The organism is Pseudomonas rhodesiae, from assembly GCF_007858255.1.
Taxonomy (GTDB): Bacteria; Pseudomonadota; Gammaproteobacteria; order Pseudomonadales; family Pseudomonadaceae; genus Aquipseudomonas; species Aquipseudomonas rhodesiae.
In genome coordinates this window covers 38,408-61,168 of record NZ_VFEU01000012.1, presented here as the reverse complement: position 1 = coordinate 61,168, position 22,761 = coordinate 38,408, and the positions used below count along the sequence as shown (strand labels likewise).

General features: G+C 63.8%; 23 protein-coding genes and 3 pseudogenes. 16 read left to right on the top strand and 10 right to left on the bottom strand.

Going from position 1 to position 22,761, the window contains the following annotated elements:
* Window positions 1-12 precede the first annotated feature (12 nt).
* Window positions 13-1,686, bottom strand: a complete 1,674-nt coding sequence (gene nirS / locus FIV35_RS18255; RefSeq protein ID WP_034138474.1) for a nitrite reductase — start codon at window positions 1,684-1,686, stop codon at window positions 13-15.
* Between the two features lie 195 nt (window positions 1,687-1,881).
* Between nirS and FIV35_RS18250 the strand changes: the two genes are divergently transcribed.
* From FIV35_RS18250 to FIV35_RS18240, 3 genes are read left to right on the top strand one after another with little or no spacing between them, the layout of a single operon-like run.
* The gene (locus FIV35_RS18250; protein WP_034098482.1) at window positions 1,882-2,658 is read left to right on the top strand and encodes a CbbQ/NirQ/NorQ/GpvN family protein; all 777 of its coding nucleotides are present in this window, start codon (window positions 1,882-1,884) and stop codon (window positions 2,656-2,658) included.
* Window positions 2,642-3,214 carry a cytochrome c oxidase subunit 3 gene (locus FIV35_RS18245; RefSeq protein WP_034098480.1) on the top strand — a complete coding sequence of 191 codons (573 nt, stop codon included), beginning with the start codon at window positions 2,642-2,644 and terminating at the stop codon, window positions 3,212-3,214. The genes FIV35_RS18250 and FIV35_RS18245 overlap by 17 nt, the downstream gene beginning before the upstream one ends.
* Window positions 3,211-3,438, top strand: a complete 228-nt coding sequence (locus FIV35_RS18240; protein WP_034098479.1) for a cytochrome C oxidase subunit IV family protein — start codon at window positions 3,211-3,213, stop codon at window positions 3,436-3,438. Before FIV35_RS18245 ends, FIV35_RS18240 begins: the two co-directional genes overlap by 4 nt.
* Here the strand turns inward: FIV35_RS18240 and FIV35_RS30335 are convergent.
* The 3 genes and pseudogenes from FIV35_RS30335 to FIV35_RS18230 all read right to left on the bottom strand — a co-directional run.
* Window positions 3,428-3,535: pseudogene (locus FIV35_RS30335) on the bottom strand (hypothetical protein); the annotation flags it as partial. The gene FIV35_RS18240 and the pseudogene FIV35_RS30335 overlap by 11 nt on opposite strands.
* A gap of 9 nt (window positions 3,536-3,544) precedes the next feature.
* Window positions 3,545-3,934 carry an addiction module antidote protein gene (locus FIV35_RS18235; RefSeq protein ID WP_034138473.1) on the bottom strand — a complete coding sequence of 130 codons (390 nt, stop codon included), beginning with the start codon at window positions 3,932-3,934 and terminating at the stop codon, window positions 3,545-3,547.
* A gap of 1 nt (window position 3,935) precedes the next feature.
* Window positions 3,936-4,238, bottom strand: a complete 303-nt coding sequence (locus tag FIV35_RS18230; RefSeq protein ID WP_034138472.1) for a type II toxin-antitoxin system RelE/ParE family toxin — start codon at window positions 4,236-4,238, stop codon at window positions 3,936-3,938.
* A 308-nt stretch (window positions 4,239-4,546) separates the two neighbouring features.
* On the opposite strand from FIV35_RS18230, the gene FIV35_RS18225 reads away from it, so the two are divergent.
* The 3 genes from FIV35_RS18225 to FIV35_RS18215 all read left to right on the top strand — a co-directional run bounded on the left by FIV35_RS18225 (window position 4,547) and on the right by FIV35_RS18215 (window position 8,536).
* Entirely contained in the window at window positions 4,547-4,987 is a 441-nt protein-coding gene (locus FIV35_RS18225) for a c-type cytochrome (protein ID WP_034138471.1), read from the top strand.
* A gap of 3 nt (window positions 4,988-4,990) precedes the next feature.
* The gene (locus FIV35_RS18220; RefSeq protein WP_034138470.1) at window positions 4,991-6,412 is read left to right on the top strand and encodes a cbb3-type cytochrome c oxidase subunit I; all 1,422 of its coding nucleotides are present in this window, start codon (window positions 4,991-4,993) and stop codon (window positions 6,410-6,412) included.
* Between the two features lie 279 nt (window positions 6,413-6,691).
* Window positions 6,692-8,536, top strand: a complete 1,845-nt coding sequence (locus FIV35_RS18215) for a nitric oxide reductase activation protein NorD (protein ID WP_034138469.1) — start codon at window positions 6,692-6,694, stop codon at window positions 8,534-8,536.
* Here the strand turns inward: FIV35_RS18215 and FIV35_RS18210 are convergent.
* Window positions 8,530-8,721, bottom strand: coding sequence for a hypothetical protein (locus tag FIV35_RS18210; protein WP_034138468.1), 192 nt, complete (start codon window positions 8,719-8,721; stop codon window positions 8,530-8,532). The two genes, FIV35_RS18215 and FIV35_RS18210, sit on opposite strands and share 7 nt — an antisense overlap.
* A complete protein-coding gene (locus FIV35_RS18205; protein WP_269458205.1) occupies window positions 8,718-9,434 on the bottom strand; it encodes a Crp/Fnr family transcriptional regulator in 717 nt (238 codons plus the stop codon). The genes FIV35_RS18210 and FIV35_RS18205 overlap by 4 nt, the downstream gene beginning before the upstream one ends.
* A gap of 222 nt (window positions 9,435-9,656) precedes the next feature.
* Between FIV35_RS18205 and FIV35_RS18200 the strand changes: the two genes are divergently transcribed.
* Together FIV35_RS18200 and FIV35_RS18195 are read left to right on the top strand one after the other, a co-directional pair.
* Window positions 9,657-10,847 carry an NnrS family protein gene (locus tag FIV35_RS18200; protein WP_034138466.1) on the top strand — a complete coding sequence of 397 codons (1,191 nt, stop codon included), beginning with the start codon at window positions 9,657-9,659 and terminating at the stop codon, window positions 10,845-10,847.
* Between the two features lie 9 nt (window positions 10,848-10,856).
* Window positions 10,857-11,288 (top strand): membrane protein, encoded by a 432-nt coding sequence (locus FIV35_RS18195; RefSeq protein WP_034138465.1) that lies wholly within the window; start codon window positions 10,857-10,859, stop codon window positions 11,286-11,288.
* Here the strand turns inward: FIV35_RS18195 and FIV35_RS18190 are convergent.
* A pseudogene (locus FIV35_RS18190) lies at window positions 11,289-11,759 on the bottom strand (hemerythrin domain-containing protein); the annotation flags it as partial.
* 177 nt (window positions 11,760-11,936) lie between these two features.
* Here FIV35_RS18190 and norR point away from each other — a divergent pair.
* From norR to ubiT, 7 genes and pseudogenes are all read left to right on the top strand, one after another.
* Window positions 11,937-12,896 (top strand): annotated as a pseudogene (gene norR, locus FIV35_RS18185) (nitric oxide reductase transcriptional regulator NorR); the annotation flags it as partial.
* A gap of 99 nt (window positions 12,897-12,995) precedes the next feature.
* Window positions 12,996-13,643: a pyridoxamine 5'-phosphate oxidase gene (gene pdxH, locus FIV35_RS18180; protein WP_034098465.1), complete on the top strand. Its 648-nt coding sequence runs from the start codon at window positions 12,996-12,998 to the stop codon at window positions 13,641-13,643.
* A gap of 84 nt (window positions 13,644-13,727) precedes the next feature.
* Window positions 13,728-14,282, top strand: coding sequence for a molybdenum cofactor biosynthesis protein B (gene moaB / locus FIV35_RS18175; protein ID WP_034098463.1), 555 nt, complete (start codon window positions 13,728-13,730; stop codon window positions 14,280-14,282).
* Window positions 14,279-15,511 (top strand): molybdopterin molybdotransferase MoeA, encoded by a 1,233-nt coding sequence (locus FIV35_RS18170; RefSeq protein WP_034098461.1) that lies wholly within the window; start codon window positions 14,279-14,281, stop codon window positions 15,509-15,511. Before moaB ends, FIV35_RS18170 begins: the two co-directional genes overlap by 4 nt.
* Window positions 15,512-15,520: 9 nt before the next feature.
* On the top strand, window positions 15,521-16,516 hold the full coding sequence (ubiU, locus tag FIV35_RS18165; RefSeq protein ID WP_034138464.1) for a ubiquinone anaerobic biosynthesis protein UbiU: 996 nt from the start codon (window positions 15,521-15,523) through the stop codon (window positions 16,514-16,516).
* A gap of 10 nt (window positions 16,517-16,526) precedes the next feature.
* A complete protein-coding gene (locus FIV35_RS18160) occupies window positions 16,527-17,417 on the top strand; it encodes a U32 family peptidase (protein WP_034138463.1) in 891 nt (296 codons plus the stop codon).
* On the top strand, window positions 17,411-17,890 hold the full coding sequence (gene ubiT, locus FIV35_RS18155; protein ID WP_034138462.1) for a ubiquinone anaerobic biosynthesis accessory factor UbiT: 480 nt from the start codon (window positions 17,411-17,413) through the stop codon (window positions 17,888-17,890). The genes FIV35_RS18160 and ubiT overlap by 7 nt, the downstream gene beginning before the upstream one ends.
* On the opposite strand, the gene FIV35_RS18150 is transcribed toward ubiT, so the two are convergent.
* From FIV35_RS18150 to FIV35_RS18140, 3 genes are all read right to left on the bottom strand, one after another.
* Window positions 17,878-18,558, bottom strand: coding sequence for a Crp/Fnr family transcriptional regulator (locus tag FIV35_RS18150; RefSeq protein ID WP_034138461.1), 681 nt, complete (start codon window positions 18,556-18,558; stop codon window positions 17,878-17,880). The two genes, ubiT and FIV35_RS18150, sit on opposite strands and share 13 nt — an antisense overlap.
* Window positions 18,559-18,745: 187 nt before the next feature.
* Window positions 18,746-19,393 (bottom strand): two-component system response regulator NarL, encoded by a 648-nt coding sequence (gene narL / locus FIV35_RS18145; protein ID WP_034138460.1) that lies wholly within the window; start codon window positions 19,391-19,393, stop codon window positions 18,746-18,748.
* The gene (locus FIV35_RS18140) at window positions 19,390-21,192 is read right to left on the bottom strand and encodes a HAMP domain-containing protein (RefSeq protein WP_034138459.1); all 1,803 of its coding nucleotides are present in this window, start codon (window positions 21,190-21,192) and stop codon (window positions 19,390-19,392) included. Before FIV35_RS18140 ends, narL begins: the two co-directional genes overlap by 4 nt.
* Window positions 21,193-21,517: 325 nt before the next feature.
* Here FIV35_RS18140 and FIV35_RS18135 point away from each other — a divergent pair, with 325 nt between their 5' ends.
* Window positions 21,518-22,759: an MFS transporter gene (locus FIV35_RS18135; protein ID WP_034138458.1), complete on the top strand. Its 1,242-nt coding sequence runs from the start codon at window positions 21,518-21,520 to the stop codon at window positions 22,757-22,759.
* Window positions 22,760-22,761 lie beyond the last annotated feature (2 nt).

Sequence of the window (22,761 nt, the reverse complement as noted above, 5' to 3'; positions counted from 1 at the left end):
TGTTGATGGGGCTCAATAAATGTCGTGTTGGGTGTTGTAAACGTTGAATTTGCCGGTTGGGGTGATCAGGCGTTTGTCCTTGATCACCTGCTTGAGCTTCAGAGTTTTGTCATCGATCACCACCAGCGCCGATTCTTCGGTCTGGCCGTTCCACACCGAGAACCACACCTCGTCGCCGGCCTTGTTGTATTCCGGTTGCACCACGCGCAGAGCGCCTTGCTTGATCCCCGAGTATTCGGCGATCGGCAGCACGGTGTAGCCCTTGTCGAGCTGGTTGATATCGAACACCGCCACCGACTGGCTGAGCTTGGCGTCGGGGTTGAGGGTGGTGTCCACGTACAGGTGATGGGAGTTGGGGTGGGTCTTGATAAACAGCGAACCGCCGCCCTGGCCCTTGAGGGTTTCCACCTGTTTCCAGGCGTATTGCGGGTGCTTGATCGGGTCGGTGCCGATCACCGAAATACCGCCGTCGCCCAAGTGGCTGGTGGCCCACACCGGCCCGTAGGTGGGGTGGATAAAGTTGGCGCCACGCCCGGGGTGCGGGGTCTTGCCCACGTCCACCAGCGCGGCGAGGGTGCGCGCCTTGGAGTCGATCACCGCCACCTTGTTCGAGTTGTTGGCCGCTGTGAGGAAGTAGCGGTGGGTGCTGTCCCAGCCGCCGTCGTGCAGGAACGGCGCGGCGTCGATGGTGGTGATGGTGAGGTTCTTGATGTCCTGGTAGTTGACCAGCATGACCTTGCCGGTTTCCTTGACGTTGACGATGAACTCCGGCCACTCATGGGACGCGATGATCGCCGCCACACGGGGTTCTGGGTGGTACTCCTGCTTGTCGACGGTCATGCCGCGGGTGGAGACGATCTGCTTGGGTTCCAGGGTCTCGCCGTCCATCAGGGTGAATTGCGGCGGCCAGTAGGACCCGGCAATCGTGTACTTGTCTTCGTAGCCCTTGAACTTCGAGGTCTCCACCGACCGCGCCTCGATGCCCACCTTGATTTCGGCGACTTTGGTGGGCTCGGCGGGCCATAGGTCGATCATGTCGATCTTGGCGTCACGGCCGATCACCAGCAGGTAGCGACCCGAGGCGGAGATCCGCGAAATATGCACGGCATAACCGGTGTCGATCAGCTTGACGATCTGCTTGGTGTCGCCGTCCACCAGGGCGATCTTGCCGTCGTCGCGCAAGGTCACCGAAAACAGGTTTTGCAGGTTGAGGTGATTGAGCTGTTTTTTCGGGCGGTCTTCGGGCTTGACCAGCACTTTCCAGGTCTTGAGCGTCTCGGCCATGCCCCATTCCGGCGGCGTCGGCGCGGTGTGCTGGATAAAGGTGGCCATGCTGCTGATCTGCGCTTTGGTCAGCGCATTGGAGGTGCCCCAGTTCGGCATGCCGGCGGGCGAGCCGTAGGTGATCAGCGCTTCCAGGTAGGCCTGGCCACGGGCCTGGGTGATGTCCGGCGTCAGGGGCTTGCCGGTGGCTCCCTTGCGCAGCACGCCGTGGCAGCCGGCGCAGCGTTCGAAATAGATCTGTTTGGACGCGTCGAAATCAGCCTGGCTCATGTCCGGCGCGCCGGCGGTCTTGACCACGGCGGGCTGGGCATTGCCGTGGGCGCTCAGGGGCAGGGTCAGGGCCAGTGCGCAGCCGAGGCTGGCGAGGCTTAAGGTGAAGGGGTTCGTGCGGCGAGTCAGCATTCCATTTACTCCTCAGGCGAGACCTTTGCGGTGCCTCGCAACACGGTGCGGGGCGCAGGTTCTTAGTGCCGGGCCAGACTATGGCGTGGCGTTGCAAAGCTCGCTTGACGGCGATCAAGTTTGCCTGGGTTAGCGCTTGCCAGGTTGTCGCAGGCGCCCTTAGCGTGGCCCTCGAACCCGCCTCGGATATACACGATGAACGCGCCTTTCTATCAGCCTCTCGACAACGAACAGCGTCTGTTCGAACACGCTTGGCAGCACCGCATGCCGGTGCTGATCAAGGGCCCCACCGGCTGCGGCAAGACCCGCTTCGTGCAGCACATGGCGCATCGCCTGAACCTGCCCCTGTACACCGTGGCCTGTCACGACGACCTGAGCGCCGCCGACCTGGTCGGTCGCCATCTGATCGGCAGCCAAGGCACCTGGTGGCAGGACGGCCCGCTGACCCGCGCTGTGCGCGAGGGCGGCATCTGTTACCTGGATGAAGTGGTCGAAGCGCGCCAGGACACCGCCGTGGTCCTGCACCCGGTGGCCGATGACCGTCGCGAGCTGTACCTGGAACGCACCGGCGAAGTGGTCAAGGCGCCGCCGTCATTCATGCTGGTGGTGTCGTATAACCCCGGTTACCAGAACCTGCTCAAGGGCATGAAACCCAGCACTCGCCAGCGCTTCGTGGCGCTGCGTTTCGACTACCCGGCGGCGGCGGACGAAGCGCGTATCGTCGCGCGCGAAGCGCAGGTGGATAACGCCCTGGCCAGCCAGGTGGTGCGCCTTGGCCAAGCCTTGCGGCGCCTCGATCAGCACGACCTGGAGGAAGTGGCCTCCACCCGCCTGCTGATTTTTACCGCGCGCCTGATCGCCGCCGGCATGCCGCCGCGCGAAGCGTGCATGGCCTGCCTGGCCCAGGCCCTGAGCGACGACCCGCAAACCATCGCGGCGCTGATGGACGTGGTGGATGTGCACTTTGCCTGAGCCCCGGCGCCTGCCGGGGGACGTGGCGATGTGGTTGTTCATCCTCGCTGAACTGACCGTGTTCGCGATATTGATCCTGGCGTTTGCCGTGACCCAGCGGCTTCAGCCCGAGGTGTTCGCCCTAGGGCGCGCGCAACTGGATACCTCGACCGGCCTGGCAATGACCTACAGCCTGTTGAGCGCGGGTGCGTTGGCCGCATTGGCCGTGCAGCAGGTGCGCCTGGGTCGCGCGCGGCGCGGTAGTGTCTTGCTGCTCGGCGCATGGCTGGTGGCGCTGGTGTATGTGTGGATCAAACTCACCGAATACCGCCATCTGATCGACGCAGGGCTGGGGCTTGAGCGCAGCACGTTCTTCACCTTGTACTGGATCGTCACCGGCTTTCACTTTTTGCATGTGCTGCTGGGCCTGGTGATTCTCGCTTGGCTCGGGTGGCGCTGCTGGCAACGGCAGTACCTGGCACCGCGTTTGAGTGGGCTGGAATCCGGCGTGTTGTATTGGCACATGGTCGACCTGGTGTGGGTGGTGTTGTTTGCCCTGGTGTATGTGATCCGATGAACAGCTCAGTGAGGTTGTGGCTGTGTTGGGCGGGCCTGATGGTACTGAGCCTCGGCACCGTGTGGAGTGGCGCGGCGGGGGTAGTGGTGTTGCTGGCGATGGTCAAGGGCTGGGTGATTGTGGATGGGTTTATGGAGTTGCGGCACGGGCCCTGGAAGTGGAGGGTGGCGATGCTGGGGTGGGGGCTGGTGGTGTTGGCGGGGATTGTAGGGTTGAGCGCTTGAGAATTCGATCACCCTCAAGGACCTGGCAGGACACCAATGCCTGAACCGCGCGCCTCATGGCCTGGGGCGCTGGGAGGCGAGCCTGCCACTGAGGACGGTCGTTCGCTCAGAGCTTACCGGGCGCCGACGGCTTGGTTCGTACAGTTCTCTTGAGCCTCGCTGCTGCAATCGGCTGTACAGTCAGTTCGACACCTAAGGCCAGCATCAGCTTCTGGACCGTTTCATAACGGGTTTTCGAGCCACCCTTGAGCGTTTTATACAGGCTCTCGCGATTAACCCCCGCAGCTTCCGCCACCTTGTTCACACCTTGGGCCTTGGCCACTTCGGCAAGCGCTTTCATCAGCAACTGCGGGTCGTGCGATTGCATGCTTTGCGCCAGATAAGCGCTGATGGTTTCCGGGCTGTCGAGGAAGCGCGAAGCCTCATAAACGCTTGTGCCGGAGGTATCAAGATCGAGGACCGGCATGTCCTCGGGTTTGAATTTCGATTCAGTCATTTCATCCACCTCTCAGGGCATCGAGAATCTCTTTTGCCCGTTTGATCGCTCTTTTCTGGTCGGTTTTATCGCTGCCCCAAAGCATCAAGTAAGCAGCGATACCCGTACGCACAAAATAAATTCTGTAGCCAGGCCCGACAAACACACGCATTTCACTCATGCCGTCGCCAACGGGTTCACAATCGCCGAAGTTGTTTTCCTCGGCTCGATCCAACCGCGTCAGTACAGCGGCTTTTCCATCGATATCTCTCATACCGTCGAGCCATGTATCGAACTCCGGCGTCCTGCCGATCAGATTGGTCATACAATTTAATGTAGCTTACTGGCTACGTCCTGTGATTGCTAGTGGATTTTTAGTTCCGTAAAGAACCGGAAGAAAAAAACCTAGTCCAGCGGTCGCACTTGCGGCCAGACGAGACTATTAGCGCGTGTTTCTCCTTCCGCCCTCATGCGCTGAAGCTCGTTTAGAGCACTCCCATTTGTGCCGAATGAAGTGGCAGGTGGGTCCGTTCCATACCCGACCAAAACCATCAACATTTCTTGATCGCCATCAAGCCGTTTTCGCCCGCCGCCTTCCTATCATGACCCCCGCCAAGCCATGAGGAAGCGACCATGTCAGATACCTTCACCAAGGGCATGGCCAGGAGTATCTACTTCGGAGGAAGCGTGTTCTTCTTCCTGATTTTCCTGGCCCTGACCTATCACACCGAACAAACCTTTCCCACCCGCAGCAACGTTGACCAGCTCACCGAATCGGTGGTGCGCGGCAAGGGTGTGTGGGAGCGCAACAATTGCATCGGCTGCCACACCCTGCTCGGCGAGGGCGCTTACTTTGCGCCGGAGCTGGGCAATGTGTTCAAGCGGCGCGGGGGTGAAGAGGGGTTTAAACCGTTCCTGCATGCCTGGATGAAAATGCAGCCCCTGGGTGTACAGGGGCGCCGGGCCATGCCGCAATTCAACCTCACTGACCAAGAGGTGGATGACATGGCCGAGTTCCTTAAATGGAGTTCGAAGATCGATACCAATAAATGGCCACCGAACAAGGAGGGCTGAGCCATGCGCAGCGCCAACCCCTATCTGAAATTCCAATCCCAGGCCGTGGCCAAACCCTACTTCGTGTTTGCGCTGATGCTGTTCGTCGGCCAGGTGCTGTTCGGGCTGATCATGGGCCTGCAATACGTAATCGGCGACTTTCTGTTCCCGCTGATTCCTTTCAACGTGGCGCGGATGGTTCACACCAATCTGCTGATCGTGTGGCTACTGTTCGGCTTTATGGGGGCCGCGTATTACTTGGTGCCCGAAGAGGCCGACCGCGAGCTGCACAGCCCCAAACTGGCGATTCTGCTGTTCTGGGTGTTCGCCGTGGCGGGGGTGCTGACCATTCTCGGCTACCTGCTGGTGCCGTATGCGGCGCTGGCCAAACTGACCCACAACGAATTGCTGCCGACTATGGGGCGTGAGTTTCTAGAGCAACCGACCATCACCAAAATGGGCATCGTGGTGGTGTGCCTGGGCTTTCTCTACAACATCGGCATGACCCTGCTCAAAGGCCGCAAAACCACGGTCAGCCTGGTGATGATGACCGGTCTGATCGGCCTCGCGGTGTTCTTCCTGTTCTCCTTCTACAACCCCGGCAACCTGGCGCGGGACAAGTTCTACTGGTGGTGGGTGGTGCATCTGTGGGTGGAAGGCGTGTGGGAATTGATCATGGGCTCGATGCTGGCGTTCGTGCTGATCAAGGTCACCGGGGTCGACCGCGAAGTAGTGGAAAAATGGTTGTACGTGATCATCGCCATGGCCTTGATCACCGGCATCATCGGCACCGGCCACCACTTTTTCTGGATCGGCGCACCGCAGGTGTGGCTGTGGGTCGGTTCGATCTTCTCGGCCCTGGAACCGCTGCCGTTCCTGGCGATGGTGATGTTCGCCTTCACCATGGTCAAACGCCGGCGGCGCCAGCACCCTAATCGCGCGGCGACGTTGTGGGCCAAGGGCACCACGGTCACGGCGTTTTTCGGCGCGGGTGTATGGGGGTTCCTGCATACCCTGGCACCGGTCAACTTCTACACCCACGGCACTCAGCTCACGGCGGCTCACGGCCACCTGGCGTTCTTCGGCGCCTACGCCATGATCGTGATGACCCTGATCAGCTACGCCATGCCGCGCTTGCGCGGAATCGGTGAAGCGCCGGATGCGCGCTCGCAGACCGTCGAAGTGTGGGGCTTCTGGATGATGGTGCTGTCGATGGTGATGATCACGCTGTTCCTCACCGCCGCCGGCGCCGTGCAAGTGTGGTTGCAGCGCTGGCCGGTGGATGGCGTGGCACTGCCGTTCATGGCTACGGTGGAGCATCTGCGCCTGCTGTTCTGGGCCCGATTGGTTTGCGGCCTGGTGTTCCTGCTTGGGCTGCTCTGCTACCTGTACAGCTTCCGGCAACGCGCCCGGATGGCTGGAGCAGCGGTGCCGATCGTCTACTGAAAGTAACGCGATCCAAATGTGGGAGCAGATTTGTGGTAGTGAGCAGGCTTGCCCTGCGCTGGGCTGCGAAGCAGCCCCATTCCAGACGATGCGTTTCATCTGGTATACCGAGGCGTCTGGCTGGGGGGGCGCTGCGCGGCCCAGCGCAGGGCAAGCCTGCTCACCACAGCGTCAGGTGTCAGTCTGTGGAATTTGTTTAGACACCTCTGCCCAGCTGCAGCCCCTCACACATTTGGATCCCGGCGTGCCCGTCAAATCCCCTAACTTGGAGCCCATCCCATGGCCTTTACCCTGGAGCTGGAAGAGTGGGTCGGCAGTGTCTGGCATCGCTTTATCACCCGCCGTGCCCGCGTGGATTTTCCCCACGCGCGGGTCGATCTGGCCGACCGCCAGCGCAGCCTGGCGCTATTGTTCCGTGCCCTGGGCGGTGCCAGTGGGATCGCCCTGGAAGCCGCCAGCGAGCGCGACCTGCTGCTGCGTCGCAACCTGCTGATGCGCATCGCCGGCACCTGCAAGCAGGCGCCACTGGCCTGCTGCGATGGCAACCGCCTGCGCCTGCCGTCGAGCCTGGCGGTGTTCCCGACCGTCGCGTTGAACCTGGAGTTGTACCGCTGGCTGGCGCTGCTGGCCGCCCACGCCGGCCCCATGACCCATTGGGCCCGGGACAACCAACGCTGGACCTGGCTGCTGCTGCAACGCTACCCGGCGCTGCTGCCCAGCTACCAGCGTTTGGTGGAAGCCCATATCGCGCTGCGCCCCGACCCGGCCAGCCTCAATCGCGCTGAAGCCACCCTGGAAAACGCCTTGCGCAAGGCCCTGCGCGAGCCGGGCAGTGTGCGCCAGCTGCCCCGTAGCGAACGTGCCGCCTGGCCGCTGCCCTTATGGCTCTATCCGCCGTTGCGCCTGGATTCGCCTCAAGCCCTGAACGGTGAAGATCACGACGGCGACGACTTCGCCACCCCGCCCGGCGAGCAGCAGGGCGCGCCCAAGCGTGCCAGCCGTGTGGACGATCACAGCCGCGACGGCGGCCTGCTGGTGGTGCGCCTGGAGAACCTGTTCAGTTGGAGCGAACACGTCGAGCTTGATCGCTGGTCCGATGACAGCCACGACCCCGACGCCGCCCGTGTCGCCGAAGACCTCGACCACTTGAGCCTGTCGCGCCAGCGGGTGCGCAAGAGCGGCGGCCTCAAGCTGCACCTGGACCTGCCGCCGGCGGATGTGGATGACCTTCCCTTGGGGGAGGGCATCAGACTGCCCGAATGGGACTACCGCCGCCAGTGCCTGCAAGACGGCTTCGTCAATCTGCAAACGATGCAACCGCGCGACGCCCAGCCACAACCCTTGCCGCCCCGTCTACACGCCGAGGCTCGGCGCCTGCGCCAGCAATTTATGCGCCTGCGCACCGACCGCCAGTGGCAGCGCCAGCAAGCCCAAGGCAGTGAATTGGACTTGCAGGCCTGGCTGGATTTTCACGTCGAGCGTCAGCACGGCGCCTGTGCCGAACGGGGGCTGTTCCTGGAGCAGCGTCACCACCATCGCGACCTCGCGTGCTTGCTGCTGGCGGACGTGTCGATGTCCACCGATGCGCACCTGAACGACGAGCAAACCGTGATCGACGTGATCCGCGACAGCCTGCTGCTGTTCGGCGAAAGCCTGGCGGGGGCGGGGGATCGTTTTGCGCTGTATGGGTTTTCATCCCTGCGTCGCCATCAGGTGCGTTTGCAACAGCTCAAAAGTTTTGCGCAACCCTACGACGACCACACCCGCGGCGCGATCCAAGCGCTCAAGCCCGGGTACTACACGCGCATGGGCGCGGCCATTCGCCAAGCCACCCAGTTGCTCGGGGCCTGCGCCCAACGGCGCAAATTGCTGTTGCTGTTGACCGACGGCAAGCCCAATGACCTGGACCTGTATGAAGGACGCTACGGCGTCGAAGACACCCGTCAGGCGGTGTTGGAGGCGCGGCGCCAGGGGTTGATCCCGTTCTGTATCACCATCGACAAACAGGCCGGCGACTACCTGCCGTACATGTTCGGTGCCCATGGCTTTACCCTGATCCGCCAACCCGGCCAGTTGCCCCAGCGCTTACCGCAGCTGTACCGGCAATTGACCGAACGTCAGTAGATGTCCCGTGGCAGCCAGAAGAACATGGCGACGCAAAACAGCGTGAGGCCCACGCAGAACCATTGGAAGCGGCTCAGTCGGCGGGCCATGCCGCTGGCCTCGGACGCCGGCAGCGGCATGCCGCAGCCTTCGCAGGTATCGCGTTCCAGCGCGTTGCGCCGTTGGCAATACAGGCAGGTTTTCACTCGAATTGCTCCAGGCGCGCACGGTCGAGAATGGTGATCTGGCGACCGTCCTGAGTGATGATGTGTTCGTCGATCAAGCGCCGGATAATTCGCGAAAACGTCTCCGGCTGGATCGACAGGTGCCCGGCGATCAACTGGTTGGCCATCGGCAGTTCAAAACGGCTGTCACCGCCGTGCAAGTGCATCAGTTGGGTCAGCAGATAGCGCACCACACGGTGCGTAGCGTTTTTCAGCGACAGGGTTTCGATCTCGTTGACCCGCTGGTGCAGGCGCACACACAGCTTGCCGAGCAGGGCAAAGGTCAGGCGGCTGTTGCTGTGCAACAGGCGCATATAGGTGGCGTTGGACAACCGGTACAACTGGGTCGGGCACACCGCTTCAGCGCAGGCCACATAGTTGGGAGTGTCCATCAGCATCATCGCCTCGGCGAAGGTCTGTCGCTCGCCGATCACCTCAAAGACCTTCTCCTGGCCATCCGGGGTCAGGCGGTAGATCTTCACCGCGCCGGCAATCACGAAATAAAACGCCTCGGCCGGCTCGCCCTGGCGGAACAACGGCTCGCCTTTGTCGACGCTGAGCAACTGGCTGCTGCTCATCAAGTCGTCCAGTTCCTCCTCGTTCAGCGGTTCGAACAGGTGGTGGCTGCGCAGGATCTGGTGATGCACGCGATGCAACACCCGGCCTGGCTCCTTGAAAATCAGCGGGGCGTTCACACCAACACCAGGGACACGCCGCTGGCCGCAGCGAGCATGGAGCCAAGGATCACAAACCAGGCGAGGGGGACGTAGGCGTTTTTCATCGTGGCTCCACGGTGATAGTCAATATTGGCGTAGCGCAAGCGTACGCGCGATGGCTGGGCCGCGACTTGATCTACGACAAGGGCAACGCACGGCCATCGGCGCAACATCGTCACAGTCCTGAAGGGAGACCCTGTTATGCAAGTGCTCGATCGGCGCAAGGCCTTGTCGATTACCCCGTTGTTTCGCCTGGCTTTCCGGCCATTTTTCCTCGGCGCCTGCCTGTTGGCCGCGTTGGTTATCCCGTTATGGCTGCTGGCCCTGGGCGGGCACACGGGGGCCTGGCAACCAGCCGGCGGTTGGCTGGCCTGGCATCGGCATGAACTGCTGTTCGGCTTTGGCCTGGCGATCATCGCCGGGTTCTTGCTCACGGCCGTGCAGACTTGGACCGGCCGCCCGGGGCTCAGCGGCGGCGCCTTGCAGGGGCTGGCGGCGTTGTGGCTGGCGGCGCGCATCGGTTGGCTGCTGGATTTGCCCTGGCCGGTGCTCACACTGCTGGAGCTGGCGTTCCCGCTGGCCGTCGCCGGCGTGATGGGCTGGACCCTTTGGCAAGTGCGGCAGTCGCGCAATTACCCGGTGGTGCTGGTGCTGGCGCTGTTGGCCGTGGCGGACGGGCTGTCGCTGTATGGGCTGTGGCGCCAGGACGAAGGCTGGCAGCGCCAGTCGGTGTTGACCGGCGTGTGGCTGGTGGCGGCGATGATGGGCTTGATCGGTGGGCGGGTGATTCCGTTCTTCACCCAGCGCGGTGTGGGCCGGGTCGAAGCGGTCAAGCCGTGGCCGTGGCTGGACCGTCTGTTGCTCGGCGGCTCGCTGCTGGTGGCGGTGTTGTATGCCGTAGGGTTGTCGCTGTCGGCCAGCCCCTGGACCGGCGTGCTGTTCGCCGCGCTGGCGGCGGGGCATGTGGTGCGTCTGTTGCGCTGGCATGACCGGGGTCTGTGGCGGGTGCCGCTGCTGTGGTCGCTGCACCTGGCGTATGCCTGGCTCGCGGTGGCGTGCCTGGGCATGGCGCTGTGGCATTTCGGCGCGCCGCTCAACCCCAGCCTGGCGGTGCACGCCTTGACGGTGGGCGCCATGGGCGGGTTGATTCTGGCGATGATCGCCCGCGTCAGCCTTGGTCACACCGGCCGGCCCTTGCAGCCGCCCAGCGGCATGACCCTGGCCTTTGTACTGCTGAACCTGGCCGCTGTCTGCCGCGTGCTGCTGGTATTGGTGTGGCCGCTCGCCGCACTGTGGCTGGCGGCGGTCTGCTGGACCGTCGGACTCGGCCTGTACCTGTGGCGCTACGGCCCGATGCTGTGCCGCCCACGTGTCGATGGCCATCCCGGTTAGGAGAACGCAATGCTCTACTCTGGCTTACTGATCGTGCATCTGCTGGCGGCCATCGCCTTTATCGGCACGCTGTTTTTTGAAGTGGTGATCTGGCACAGCGCGCGCCAAGAGCTGGCGTGGTCGGCGCAGTTCACCTCGGACCACGCCATCGCCCGGCGCACGCGGCGGGTGCTGCATGCCGTGGTGGTGGTGCTGTACGGCGCCGGTATCGGCTTGGCCTGGCATTACCGCGGGGTGTTCAGCGTGCCGTGGGGCAGCCATTTTGCCGCGTTGCTGAGCCTCAAGATCGTGCTGGCCCTGAGCATCATCGGCCACTACGTGTGGCTGGCCTATCTGCTCAGTCATCAGCGCTTGAGCCCCCGGCGTGCGACGTGGATCCGCCGCAGCATCCTGGGGCATATGGTGCTGATCGTAGTACTGGCCAAACTGATGGTGCGCTGATCAGGCCGCCGGGTTCAGCGCCCGGGCAAACAGCACCTGGTTTTCCAGGCGGATGTGCTCGCGCAGGTCGTCATGAAAAGTCGCCAAGTGGCTATACAAGCTGCGCCACGTGCCGCAAGCGCCTGCCGGCGGCGAGAGGCGATCGGTCAGGTTCAACAGTTGCTCCAGCGCCTCACCGTGCTGGTCATGCTCATGCCGCATGACCTGGATGGGCATGCTCGCCTGGGCGCCCATGCCCATCTGCAGCATCGGGAACAGTACCTGTTCCTCCTTGAGCATGTGGTTCTCCAGTTCCTGCTGGATGTCGCGCAGCAGGTCCGCAAGGCCGTTGGGGCATTGCAGATGATGACCGTGGACTTGCTCGACACGGCTGGCCAGGCCAATCAGCTCCGGCAGTTGCTCGCGATGCCGGGCGTGGTAGCGGGCCAGCAGGTGATCGATCAGTTGATCCTGGGGTTGGGTGTTCCAGTCGCTCAGGTTCATCGGGTGTCCTCATCGGGGCTAACGGTTGCACGGGCCGTTGCAGGCGCCATGCCAAACGGCAACGTATTGATAAGTAGAGCTTTATTTCAACGTGAGGTGATCATGACCACCCTATGCCAGGGTAGCGCCAACCCGATCAGGGTCGAGGCGACCCTACCGGCCGACGAGATCCTCGGCCACAGCCGGGTATTGCGCCAATTGCTCGACGAGCTGGCGGTGCTGGCGCAGACCGAGTTACCGGTGCTGTTGCTAGGCGAGACCGGCGTGGGCAAGGAACTGTTTGCCCGGCGCCTGCACCGTCAGTCGCGGCGCAGCCGGCGGCCGCTGGTGCAGGTCAACTGCGCGGCGCTGCCGGAAGCGCTGGCCGAGAGCGAGCTGTTCGGCCATGTCAAAGGTGCGTTCTCCGGCGCCAGCCACGACCGTGCCGGGCGTTTCGATGCGGCCAATGGCGGCACGCTGTTTCTTGACGAGGTGGGGGAACTGCCGCTGAGCGTTCAGGCCAAGTTGCTGCGCACCCTGCAAAACGGCGAGATCCAGCGTTTGGGCGCCGACCGCCCGTTGCACGTGGATGTGCGTATCGTCGCCGCCACCAATCGCGATCTGGCGGAGCGCGTGCGCGACGGCCTGTTTCGCGCCGACCTCTATCACCGCCTTTCGGTGTACCCGGTGGCGATCCCGGCCCTGCGCGAGCGCGGCGACGACGTGCTGGTGTTGGCCGAGCACTTTGTCGAACGCAGCCGCGCCGCCCTGGGCATGCGCGAGCTGTGCCTGTCGCCGACGGCCCGTCAGGCGCTGCAAAGTTATGCCTGGCCGGGCAATGTGCGCGAGCTGGAGCATGTAATCAGCCGCGCGGCGTTAAAACTGCTGTGTCGAGCCGGCCGCCGCGCGCCCACGAGCCTGGAGCCGCAGTGGCTGGGCCTGGGCGACAGCACGGCCACAACGCAACCGGCCCCGGTGCCGGGGGAGTCGTTTCAGCCATTGGCCGCCGCCGTGGATGACTGCCAGCGCGATAAGATCCGCCAAGCCCTTGCCCATTGCAGCGGTAACTGGGCCGGTGCCGCGCGGGTGCTGGGGCTTGATTCCAGCAACCTGCACAAGCTGGCGCGCAGATTGGGGCTCAAGTAGCCCCATGCGGCGTCATGCCACGGGCGAATGTTGATCGTGATCAAGGGATAAAGCCGCGGCAGTTCCCACACTGTGGCGAACTTTCCGGAGGACCGCGCCATGCCCCTGTCCCTTGCACAATTGCGCCGTAACTACACCCTGTATGGTCTGCGGGACGAAGCCGCGCAGGCCGATCCCATCGAGCTGTTCGGCCAATGGCTGAGCCAGGCGCGCAAGACCGAAGTGCCGCCCGCCGAGGCCAACAGCATGGCCCTGGCCACCGTTGACAGCCAAGGGCATGCCCACTGCCGCATCCTGCTGCTCAAGGGTTTTAGTGCCGATGGGTTTTTCTTTTTCTGCAATTACCAGAGTGCCAAGGGGCAGGAATTGGCGAGCAACCCCCATGCGGCCATGACGTTTTTCTGGCCGGGGCTGGAGCGTCAGGTACGCATAGAAGGGCCGGTGGTGCGCGCCGATACGCAATTGTCCGACGACTATTTCGACGCGCGTCCGGCCGCCAGCCAGTTGGGCGCCTGGGCCTCGCCCCAAAGCCAGCCTCTGGCCCATCGCAGCGAGCTGGAAGGCCGCCTGCGCGAAGTCACCGAGCGCTTCGCCGGGCGCCAACCGCCACGCCCCGAGCACTGGGGCGGCTACTGCCTGCAACCGCAACGCATCGAGTTCTGGCAAGGCCGCCCCGACCGCCTGCATGACCGCCTCGACTACCGCCTGCACGCGGGCACCTGGCAGCACACGCGCCTGGCCCCCTGACCGGCATACCTCCTTGGAGGAATAGGCCCTGCGCTCATTGCGGCGCAGGCTGACGCTCACTTTTCAATGCCTGGAGCCTGGATCATGGCCCATTTGACCCAACGGGATTTTGTCCCCCTGAACATCGCCGTGCTGACCATCAGCGACACGCGCACCCTCGCCACCGACACCTCCGGCCAGACCCTGGTGGACCGTCTGCAAGGCGCCGGTCATGTGCTGGTCGACCGTGGCCTGGTGATCGACGACATCTACCAGATCCGCGCGCAGGTATCGCTGTGGATCGCCGACCCTGACGTGCAGGTGGTGCTGATGACCGGCGGCACCGGTTTTACCGCCCGTGACAACACGCCCCAGGCGGTGGCGCCATTGCTCGATAAACAGGTCGACGGCTTCGGCGAGCTGTTCCGCCAGGTGTCCCTGGCCGAAATCGGCACCTCGACCCTGCAATCGCGCGCACTGGCCGGCCTCAGCAACGGCGTGCTGGTGTGCTGCATGCCGGGCTCGCCAGGCGCGTGCCGCACCGCCTGGGACCAGATCCTCGCGGGGCAGTTGGACAGCCGCACCGGCCCGTGCAATTTCGTGCCGCACCTCAAGGCCCAGGCCAACCAGAACGTGGCGGCCTGCGGGGCGCGCTTATGAGCGCCTCGGTGTGCGACGCCGGGCACCTGATGCCGGTGGACGACGCCATTGCCCAATTGCTGGCCCAGGCGCCGCCGCCACCGGCGACCCAGGTGATCGGTCTGTCTGAAGCCCTGGGCCGGGTGGTGGCCGAGGACGTGTTTTCGCCTCTGGATCTGCCGAGTTGGGACAACAGCGCCATGGACGGCTATGCCCTGCGCGCCGCAGATGTGCCGGCCGAAGGCGGCTATCTGCTGGTGGCCGGGCGCGTGGCTGCTGGGCAAAGTCGCCAGCAAAGCCTGGAGGCGGGGGAGGCGGTGCGCATCTTTACCGGCGCGCCGTTGCCGCCCGGGGCCGACAGCGTGGTGCCCCAGGAGCGCTGCCGGGTGTATGCGCAGCGCGTGTGGTGCCCGCCGGTGCGCCTGGGTGAGCATGTGCGCAAACAGGGCGAAGAACTACGCCGTGGCGCCACATTGATCAGTGCCGGGCAACGCCTGCGCGCCCAGGAAATCGGCTTGCTGGCCTCGGCCGGTATCCCACGGGTAAAAGTCTATCGGCCGTTGCGCGTATGCCTGCTCAGCAGCGGCAACGAATTGCGCGAACCCGGCGAGACCCTGGTCCCTGGGCAGATCTACAACAGCAACCGCCATTGCCTGGCGGCGCTGCTGCGCGGCTGGGGCGTGGACGTGCATGACTATGGCGTGATGGCCGACCAATTGGCGGCCAGCCGCGATGCCCTGGCGCTGGCCTCGTCGGAGTGCGACCTGCTGTTGACCTCGGCCGGGGTGTCGGTGGGCGAGGAGGATCACCTCAAGCAGGCCATCGAAGCCCTGGGCCAGGTGAATTTCTGGCGCCTGGCGATCCAGCCCGGCAAGCCGCTGGCTTTCGGCACCGTGGCGGGCAAGCCCTGGTTGGGGCTGCCGGGTAACCCGTCGGCGGCGCTGATCACCGCGCTGGTGGTGCTGCGCCCGTTTCTGCTACGGGCCCAGGGCATGACACAGGTACTGCCCACCCCGGTGCAAGTGCCGGCAGGGTTCGAATGGCCCCATCCCAACCAGCGTCGCCAGTACCTGCGCGCCCGCCTGGACAGCGATGCGCACGGGCAATTGCGCGTCACCGTGCATCCGCAGCAAAGCTCGGCGATGTTGTCGGCCGCGTGCTGGGCCGACGGCCTGGCCATTGTCGAACGCGAACAGCGGGTGGTCAGGGACGACCCGGTGGCCTTCTTGTCTTTCACTGAATTCCTGTGAGGAACCCCCATGCAACTGGTTTGCCCGGCAGGCAACTTGCCTGCGCTCAAAGCGGCGGTGCGCCAAGGCGCCGACGCGGTGTACGTTGGTTTTCGCGATGACACCAATGCCCGACATTTCGCCGGGCTGAACATGGACGATAAGCAGTTCGACGGCGCCGTCGCGTTTATCCGTCAGCACCAGCGCAAGCTCTATGTGGCGGTCAACACCTATCCGCAGCCGAAGATCTGGGCGCGCTGGCAACGCGCCGTGGATCGCGCCGCGGACCATGGTGTGGACGCGCTGATCGCCGCCGACCCAGGGGTGCTCGACTACGCCCACCGGCACCATCCGCAGATGGCGTTGCACCTGTCGGTACAAGGCTCGGCCACCCACGGCGCGGCGTTGAAGTTCTACGCCGAGCGCTATGACATCCGCCGCGCCGTGCTGCCCCGCGTGCTGTCCCTGGCCCAGGTCAAGCAGGTTGCCGCCAGCAGCCCGGTGCCCATCGAAGTATTCGGCTTCGGCAGCCTGTGCATCATGGCCGAGGGGCGCTGCCATTTGTCTTCCTACATCACCGGCGAGTCGCCCAACCTGTGCGGCGTGTGTTCGCCGGCCAAAGCGGTGCGCTGGAGCGAGGACGCCGATGGCCTCAGCGCGCGCCTGAGCGATGTGCTGATCGACCGCTACACCGCCGATGAACCGGCCGGTTACCCGACCCTGTGCAAGGGCCGCTTCCTGGTGGAGGGCAAGCGCTTCCATGCCCTGGAGGAACCCACCAGCCTGGACACCCTGGACCTGTTGCCCGAACTCAGTGCCATGGGGGTGGCGGCCATCAAGATCGAAGGCCGGCAACGCAGCCCGGCCTATGTGGAGCAAGTCACCCGAGTCTGGCGCGCCGCGCTGGACGCCCACCGCCTTGCGCCTGCCCGTTTTGCGGTGCAGGACCAGTGGCGCCAGGTGTTGGCCGGGTTATCCGAAGGCAGCCAGACCACCCTGGGCGCCTACCACCGTGCATGGCAATAAGGAGCGCCTGATGAAACTCAGCCTCGGACCGGTGCTGTTTTACTGGGACAAAGACCACTTGGGTCGTTTCTATTCGGACATGGCCGGCTTGCCCCTGGACGTGATCTACCTGGGGGAAACCGTGTGCGCCAAGCGCCGCGCCATGTCCTTCGACCATTGGCTGGGCCTGGGCCGCGAGTTGCAGGCCTGCACCTCGGCGCAGATCGTGTTGTCGAGCCTGACCCTGATCGAGGCCGCCTCCGAACTGTCGAGCCTGCGCCGCCTGTGCGACAACGGCGAGCTGCTGGTGGAAGCCAACGACATGGGCGCGGTGCAGATGCTGGTGGAACGCAAGTTGCCCTTTGTCGGCGGCCCGGCGCTCAACCTCTACAACGGCCACGCCCTGGTGCAACTGCTCGACGCCGGTATGCAGCGCTGGGTGCCGCCAGTGGAGTGTTCCCAGGACCTGATCGCCGATGTGCTGGAGCAGGTGCGCGAACTGGGGCGGCCATTGCCCGAAGTGGAAATCTTCGCCTACGGCCATCTGCCCCTGGCCTATTCGGCACGCTGCTTTACCGCCCGCGCGGAAAACCGACCCAAGGATGACTGCCGCTTCTGCTGCCTCAACTACCCCGACGGCATGCCCCTGACCAGCCAGGAAGGCCAGGCACTGTTTACCCTCAATGGCATTCAGACGATGTCGGCCGAGGTCACCAACCTGTTGGCCGACTACGCCGGGTTGGTGCAGTGCGGCGCCGATCTGCTGCGGTTGAGCCCACGGGCCGAGGGCATGGTGGGCATCGTCAAAGCCTTTGATCAGGTGCGCCACGGCGCCACGCCGCCGCTGTATGTGGATGGCTGCAACGGCTACTGGCATGGCCAAGCGGGCATGCTGCGCGTCGAGGAGGTGGGCCTGTGCTAAAGCGTAAAGCGTGGTTGCTCAAAGGCGCTGACCGTCTGTTGCCGTTGCTGCGGCATGTGCCGTTCACGGTGCAGCGCCACGCGCTGCAACAAACCCTCAACCGCTGCCTGGCCGAACCGCTGCGCGACGGCGGGTTCGACCTGCTGCGTGGGCGCTGGCTGTGCCTGCGCATTCCCGACCTGGGACTGTGCTGGTACCTGACCCTGGCGCGGGACGGCTTGCGCATCGCCGAAAAGGCCCAGGCCCAGGTGAGCATCAGCGGCAACTGGCGGGAGTTCTTGTTGCTGGCCAGCCGGCAGGAGGACCCGGATACGCTGTTCTTCCGGCGCCGGCTAGTGATCGAAGGCGATACCGAGTTGGGCTTGGGGGTCAAGAACCTGATCGACAGCCTGGACCCGGACGTCTTGCCGGTTTGGCTGTGGCGCAGCCTGGAGCGGATGGGGAGGGGGGTGGTTGAACGTCAGCCGGCCTGATACCCCATCAACTGTTCTTCGCTCAAGATGCGGATGGTGCGCCGTTGGACTTCGATCAACCCACCCTCCACCAGCCGGTGCAGAATCCTTGAAAACGTCTCCGGCTGGATCCCCAGCTTGGACGCCACCAGGCGCTTGGGGACCTGCAACACCACCTCGCCGCTGACTGCATTGCGCTCCTGGAACAGAAAATTGATCACCCGGCGGCTGGCGTTGGCCAGGGTCAAGGTGTCGATGTCCTTGAGGCGCTGATGCAGGTGGATGCTCATGCTGCCCAGAATCGCCAGGCAGATCTTCGGCTGATCTTCCAGCGCGCGCCGGTAGTGTTGGCCTTCGATGCTCACCAGCACGCTGTCCTTGAGCGCCGTGGCGCTTACCGGATACGCCTTGGCCGCGGTGAACAGCAGCGCCTCGGCGAACGTCTGACCGGGTTGGATCACCTCCACCAGATGTTCCTGGCCTTCACCGGTGACCCGATGCAGCTTGATCTGCCCGCTGACCAACAGGAAAAAACGCTCGGCCGCCTCGCCCTGATGCAGCAGCGGGGTGTGACCGGGCACGCGCTTGAGATTGGCCAGGGTGCAGACATCCTGGAAGGTTTTTTCCGGGAGCTGGCTGAATAGGTGGTGCCGACGCAGGGTCAGGACGATATGGGGATGAGTGAGCATGCTTGGGCCTCCGCAAAGGGCTAGCGTAGGGTGCTTGAGCCGGTGTGGATATGCCTCTGTCGGGGTACCTCTGTGGTCTGAACTGCTGCTATCGGGGGCAAGCCCCCTCCCACCTTTGATCAGCGATGCGGTCGGAATGTGGCAGGGGGGCTTGCCCCCGATAACGGAGTATCAGCCCCGAACAGTATCAACCCGCCTGCCGCAAATGCTCCATCGCCCATACCGCCGCTTCCACCCGCGAGCGCAAGCCCAATTTATGCAGCAGGTTCTTCACATGCACCTTCACCGTGCCCTCGGTGATGCCCAACTTATGCCCGATTACCTTGTTGCTGTAGCCACCGGCGATGGTCTTGAGCACTTGCCGCTCCCGTTCGGTCAACTCCACCGCCGCATGGGGCTGGGGTGAGCGCAACGCCTGGGCCAGCACCCGAGTCAGGCCGGGGCTGATCACCAGGGCGCCGTTCAACGCATCGCGGATGTATTCCACCACCAGTTCCGGCTCCATGTCCTTGAGCAGGTAGCCGTTGGCATCCAGGCGCAGCGCGTCGCGGATGTCGTCTTCGGCGTCGGACACGGTAAACAGCAGCACCTTGCCCGCATAGTCCATGGCGCGCAGGCGGCGCAGGGTTTCCAGGCCGTTCATGTGCGGCATGTTGTTGTCCAGCAGTACCAGGTCCGGTCGCAGGCTGTCGATAAGGTCGAGGGCTTCCTGGCCATTGCCGGCTTCGCCGACCACCCGCAGGTCGTCTTCCAGCTCAAGCATTTGGCGCATGCCGTGGCGCATCATCGGATGGTCGTCCACCAGCAAGAGGGTATGGCGTGGGAGGCTGTTCATGAGGCAGTGCTCGCTAAAGAGTGGCCGAGGAATTCCGGCCGGAAACCCAGGTGCACCCGGGTGCCCTGGGGCTCGCGCGGGCTGATATCGAGTTGGCCATGCAGGCTGCGGGCGCGCTCGTCCATGATGGTCAGGCCGTGGTGTTCGCGCCGATCAACCTCGCCGCTGAAGCCGCGACCGTCGTCTTCGATGCTCAAACTGACGGTCTCACCGACCTGGCGCAGTTGCAGCCAGGCGTTTTGCGCATGGGCGTGACGCAAGCAGTTGGATAGCGCCTCGCGGGTGATCTGCAACACATGGATCTGCTCGCTGGCCGACAGTTGGAAGGCCAGGGCATCCACATGCAGATGCACCTGGAATTCACCGCGCCGCGAGAACTCTTCGGCGGTCTCCGACAGCTCCTGTACCAGCCCGGCATCGTGAATCTGCAGGCGGAACGTGGTGAGCAGTTCGCGCAGTTGGCGGTAGGCGTTGTTCAGCCCCTCGCGCAATTCGGCGGTGACGGTGGCCAGGGTTTCCACTGGTTCGCCACGGCGGATCAGCGTCTGCATACGGCTGACTTGCAGCTTCATGTACGACAGCGCCTGGGCCAGGGAATCGTGCAGTTCACGGGCAATGATGGTGCGCTCGTCCAACAGCAGCAGGCGGTGGTCCTGCTCGCGCTGGCGTTTGAGGGACAGCGAGGTGCCGATCAAGTTGGCCAGGGCCTGGATCAGTTGTTTTTCCCAGTCCTGGGGCGCGTGGCCGTCGAGGAAATGCGCCTTGAGTTCGCCCAGTTCCGTGCCCTGGTTGCTGATGCTGAAAATCTGCGGCGGCGCTACTTTGTGTTTCTGGCAGCTGGCGCAATCGCCGATGGCGCACACATTACGGCTGTCGCCACCGTGCAGGGCCAGTATCTGCTGGGCCGGCGCGAGAAAGTGGCCTTGCAGGCACAACGATAGACGCAGCCCCGGCAGGCGTTGCTGGAAGCGCCGGATCAATTCGTCCAGCCCTTCGGCGTTGGCCAGGCGCGTGGCCAGGCTACGGCTGCTCTGGTACAGCAGCTCCAACGCGGCATTGGCCTGTTGCAGGTTGAGGGTCTTGAGCTGCACCTGGGTTTCGAGGGTGCGATGGGAGGCTTCGATGGTCTCGGCCATGGCGTTGAAGCTCAGGGCCAGTTGCCCCAATTCGTCTTCGGAGCGGTGGTTGACGCGGGTTTTAAAATCGCCGTCGCGAAAGCGTCGGGTGGCGTGCACCAGTTCTTCCAATGGGTTGACCACGCCGTATTGCAGTTCATACAGGCCGACCAGCAGGATGATCAAGGTGCTGAAAAGCGCCAGGCCCTGAATGCCTTGCTGCCAGCCTTGCTTCTGTTCGCTTTGTTGCTGCAACAGGCTGACGAAGTGGTTCAGTTGCTCGACGAACGCCGGGGCGTTGAGCTGGAAAAACGCCGCGTCGCCGCGTATCACCGCCGGGCGCAGCGCGTCGTGCCAGCGCTGCTGGATCTGCTGGTAACTCTGCAACAGCGCGCTGCGTGGGCCGTCTTCCAGCACGGCTTTGAGGGATTGGCTGTCGAGACGGCTTTGCAGGCTGCGCGCGATCGCGTCAACCTCGTCGGCCGGCGCGGCGGCGGCGAGTTTCCAGCTCAGGTGGTAGGTCTCCATGCGTACTGAGCCGGCGGTATTGATCGCGGCCGCGTCGCCCTGGCTGAACCAGGCGATCAGCCCGGCACTCAGGGAGCTGGACAGGGCCAGGATGGCGATCAGGATAACGGCCAGGCCGGCGCGGGCGGGCAGGGAGCTGCGCAGCCAGTCAAGCATGGCGGCGTAATCGAAACAGGCGAAGGGGCAGCATAGTCGCACCAGGCATGGAAAAAAGGACTGAACACAGCCTTCCCTGGCGGACTACCTCTAAAGAATTGCCGGCGAACCCTCCCACGGATAAAAGCCGGCACAAGAGACCAATCCATTGATAAATAAAGGCTTTCTCTTGTTGTTAGGTCTACCTCCTTGGAGGTAGGCGCTGCCAGCATAGCCCTATACCCCCCAGGCGGACGTTGACCTGAGTCAAGTTCCACGGGGGTGTCGCCCCTAATCTGCGCCCATGGAATCACTTTCTGGAGCGCATACCGTGACTCAATCCCGTATGAGACAGGGCCTGGTGCTGGGCATGAGCACCTTGGCCTTCACCGTCTGCTTTATGGTGTGGATGATGTTCGCCGTGCTCGGCGTGCCCATCAAAGAACTGCTGCAACTCAACGAAACCCAATTCGGCCTGCTGGCGGCGACCCCGGTGTTGACCGGTTCGCTGGTGCGCCTGCCCCTGGGCTTGCTCACTGACCGTTTCGGCGGGCGCATCGTGTTTTTCCTGCTGATGCTGACCTGCGTGTTGCCGCTGTACCTGATCACGTACGCCAGCGCTTATTGGCAGTTCCTGGTGCTGGGCCTGTTTGTCGGCCTGGCCGGCGGTTCGTTTTCGGTGGGCATCGCCTACGTCGCCAAGTGGTTCGACAAAGACAACCAGGGCTTTGCCATGGGCGTGTTTGGCGCCGGCAATGCCGGGGCGGCGGTCACAAAGTTTCTCGCCCCCGCGCTGATCGCCCTGGGCACCTGGCACCTGGTGCCCAAAGTGTTCAGCGCCATCCTGTTTATCACCGCGCTGCTGTTCTGGTTTCTCACCAGCGAGAACAAGAGCCACCGCAGCGTCGGCGGCGCCACCCTGCGCCAGCAGTTGCAGTGCCTGAAAGACCCAGCCGTGTGGCGCTACTGCCAGTACTACTCGATTGTGTTCGGCGGCTACGTGGCACTGGCCCTGTGGGTGACCAAGTACTACGTGCAGGAATACGGCTTCAGCCTGCAAAGCGCGGCACTGCTGGCCGCCTGTTTCTCGCTGCCTGGCGGCGTACTGCGCGCGGTGGGCGGTTGGATGTCCGACCGTTGGGGCGCTCAGAGCGTGACTTGGTGGGTGCTGTGGGTGAGCTGGATCTGCCTGTTCCTGCTCAGCTACCCGCAGACCCAACTGCAGGTGATGACCGTCAACGGCCCGCTGGATTTCCACATCGGCCTGAGCCCGACCCTGTTCACCGTACTGCTGTTTGTCATGGGCATCGCCTTCGCCTTCGGCAAAGCCTCGGTGTTCAAGTACATCGCCAATGACTACCCGCAGAACATGGGCGCGGTGTCCGGCATCGTCGGCCTGGCCGGTGGCCTGGGCGGCTTTGTGCTGCCGATTCTGTTCGGCGCCCTGGTGGACCTCACCGGCGTGCGCTCGTCCTGCTTCATGTTGATGTACGGCGTGGTCTGGGTGTCCCTGACCTGGATGTACCTCAGCGAAATTCGCAAGCAACCGCTTTTGGGCAACACCGCCCAACGTCTCCAAGGAGAATGAAC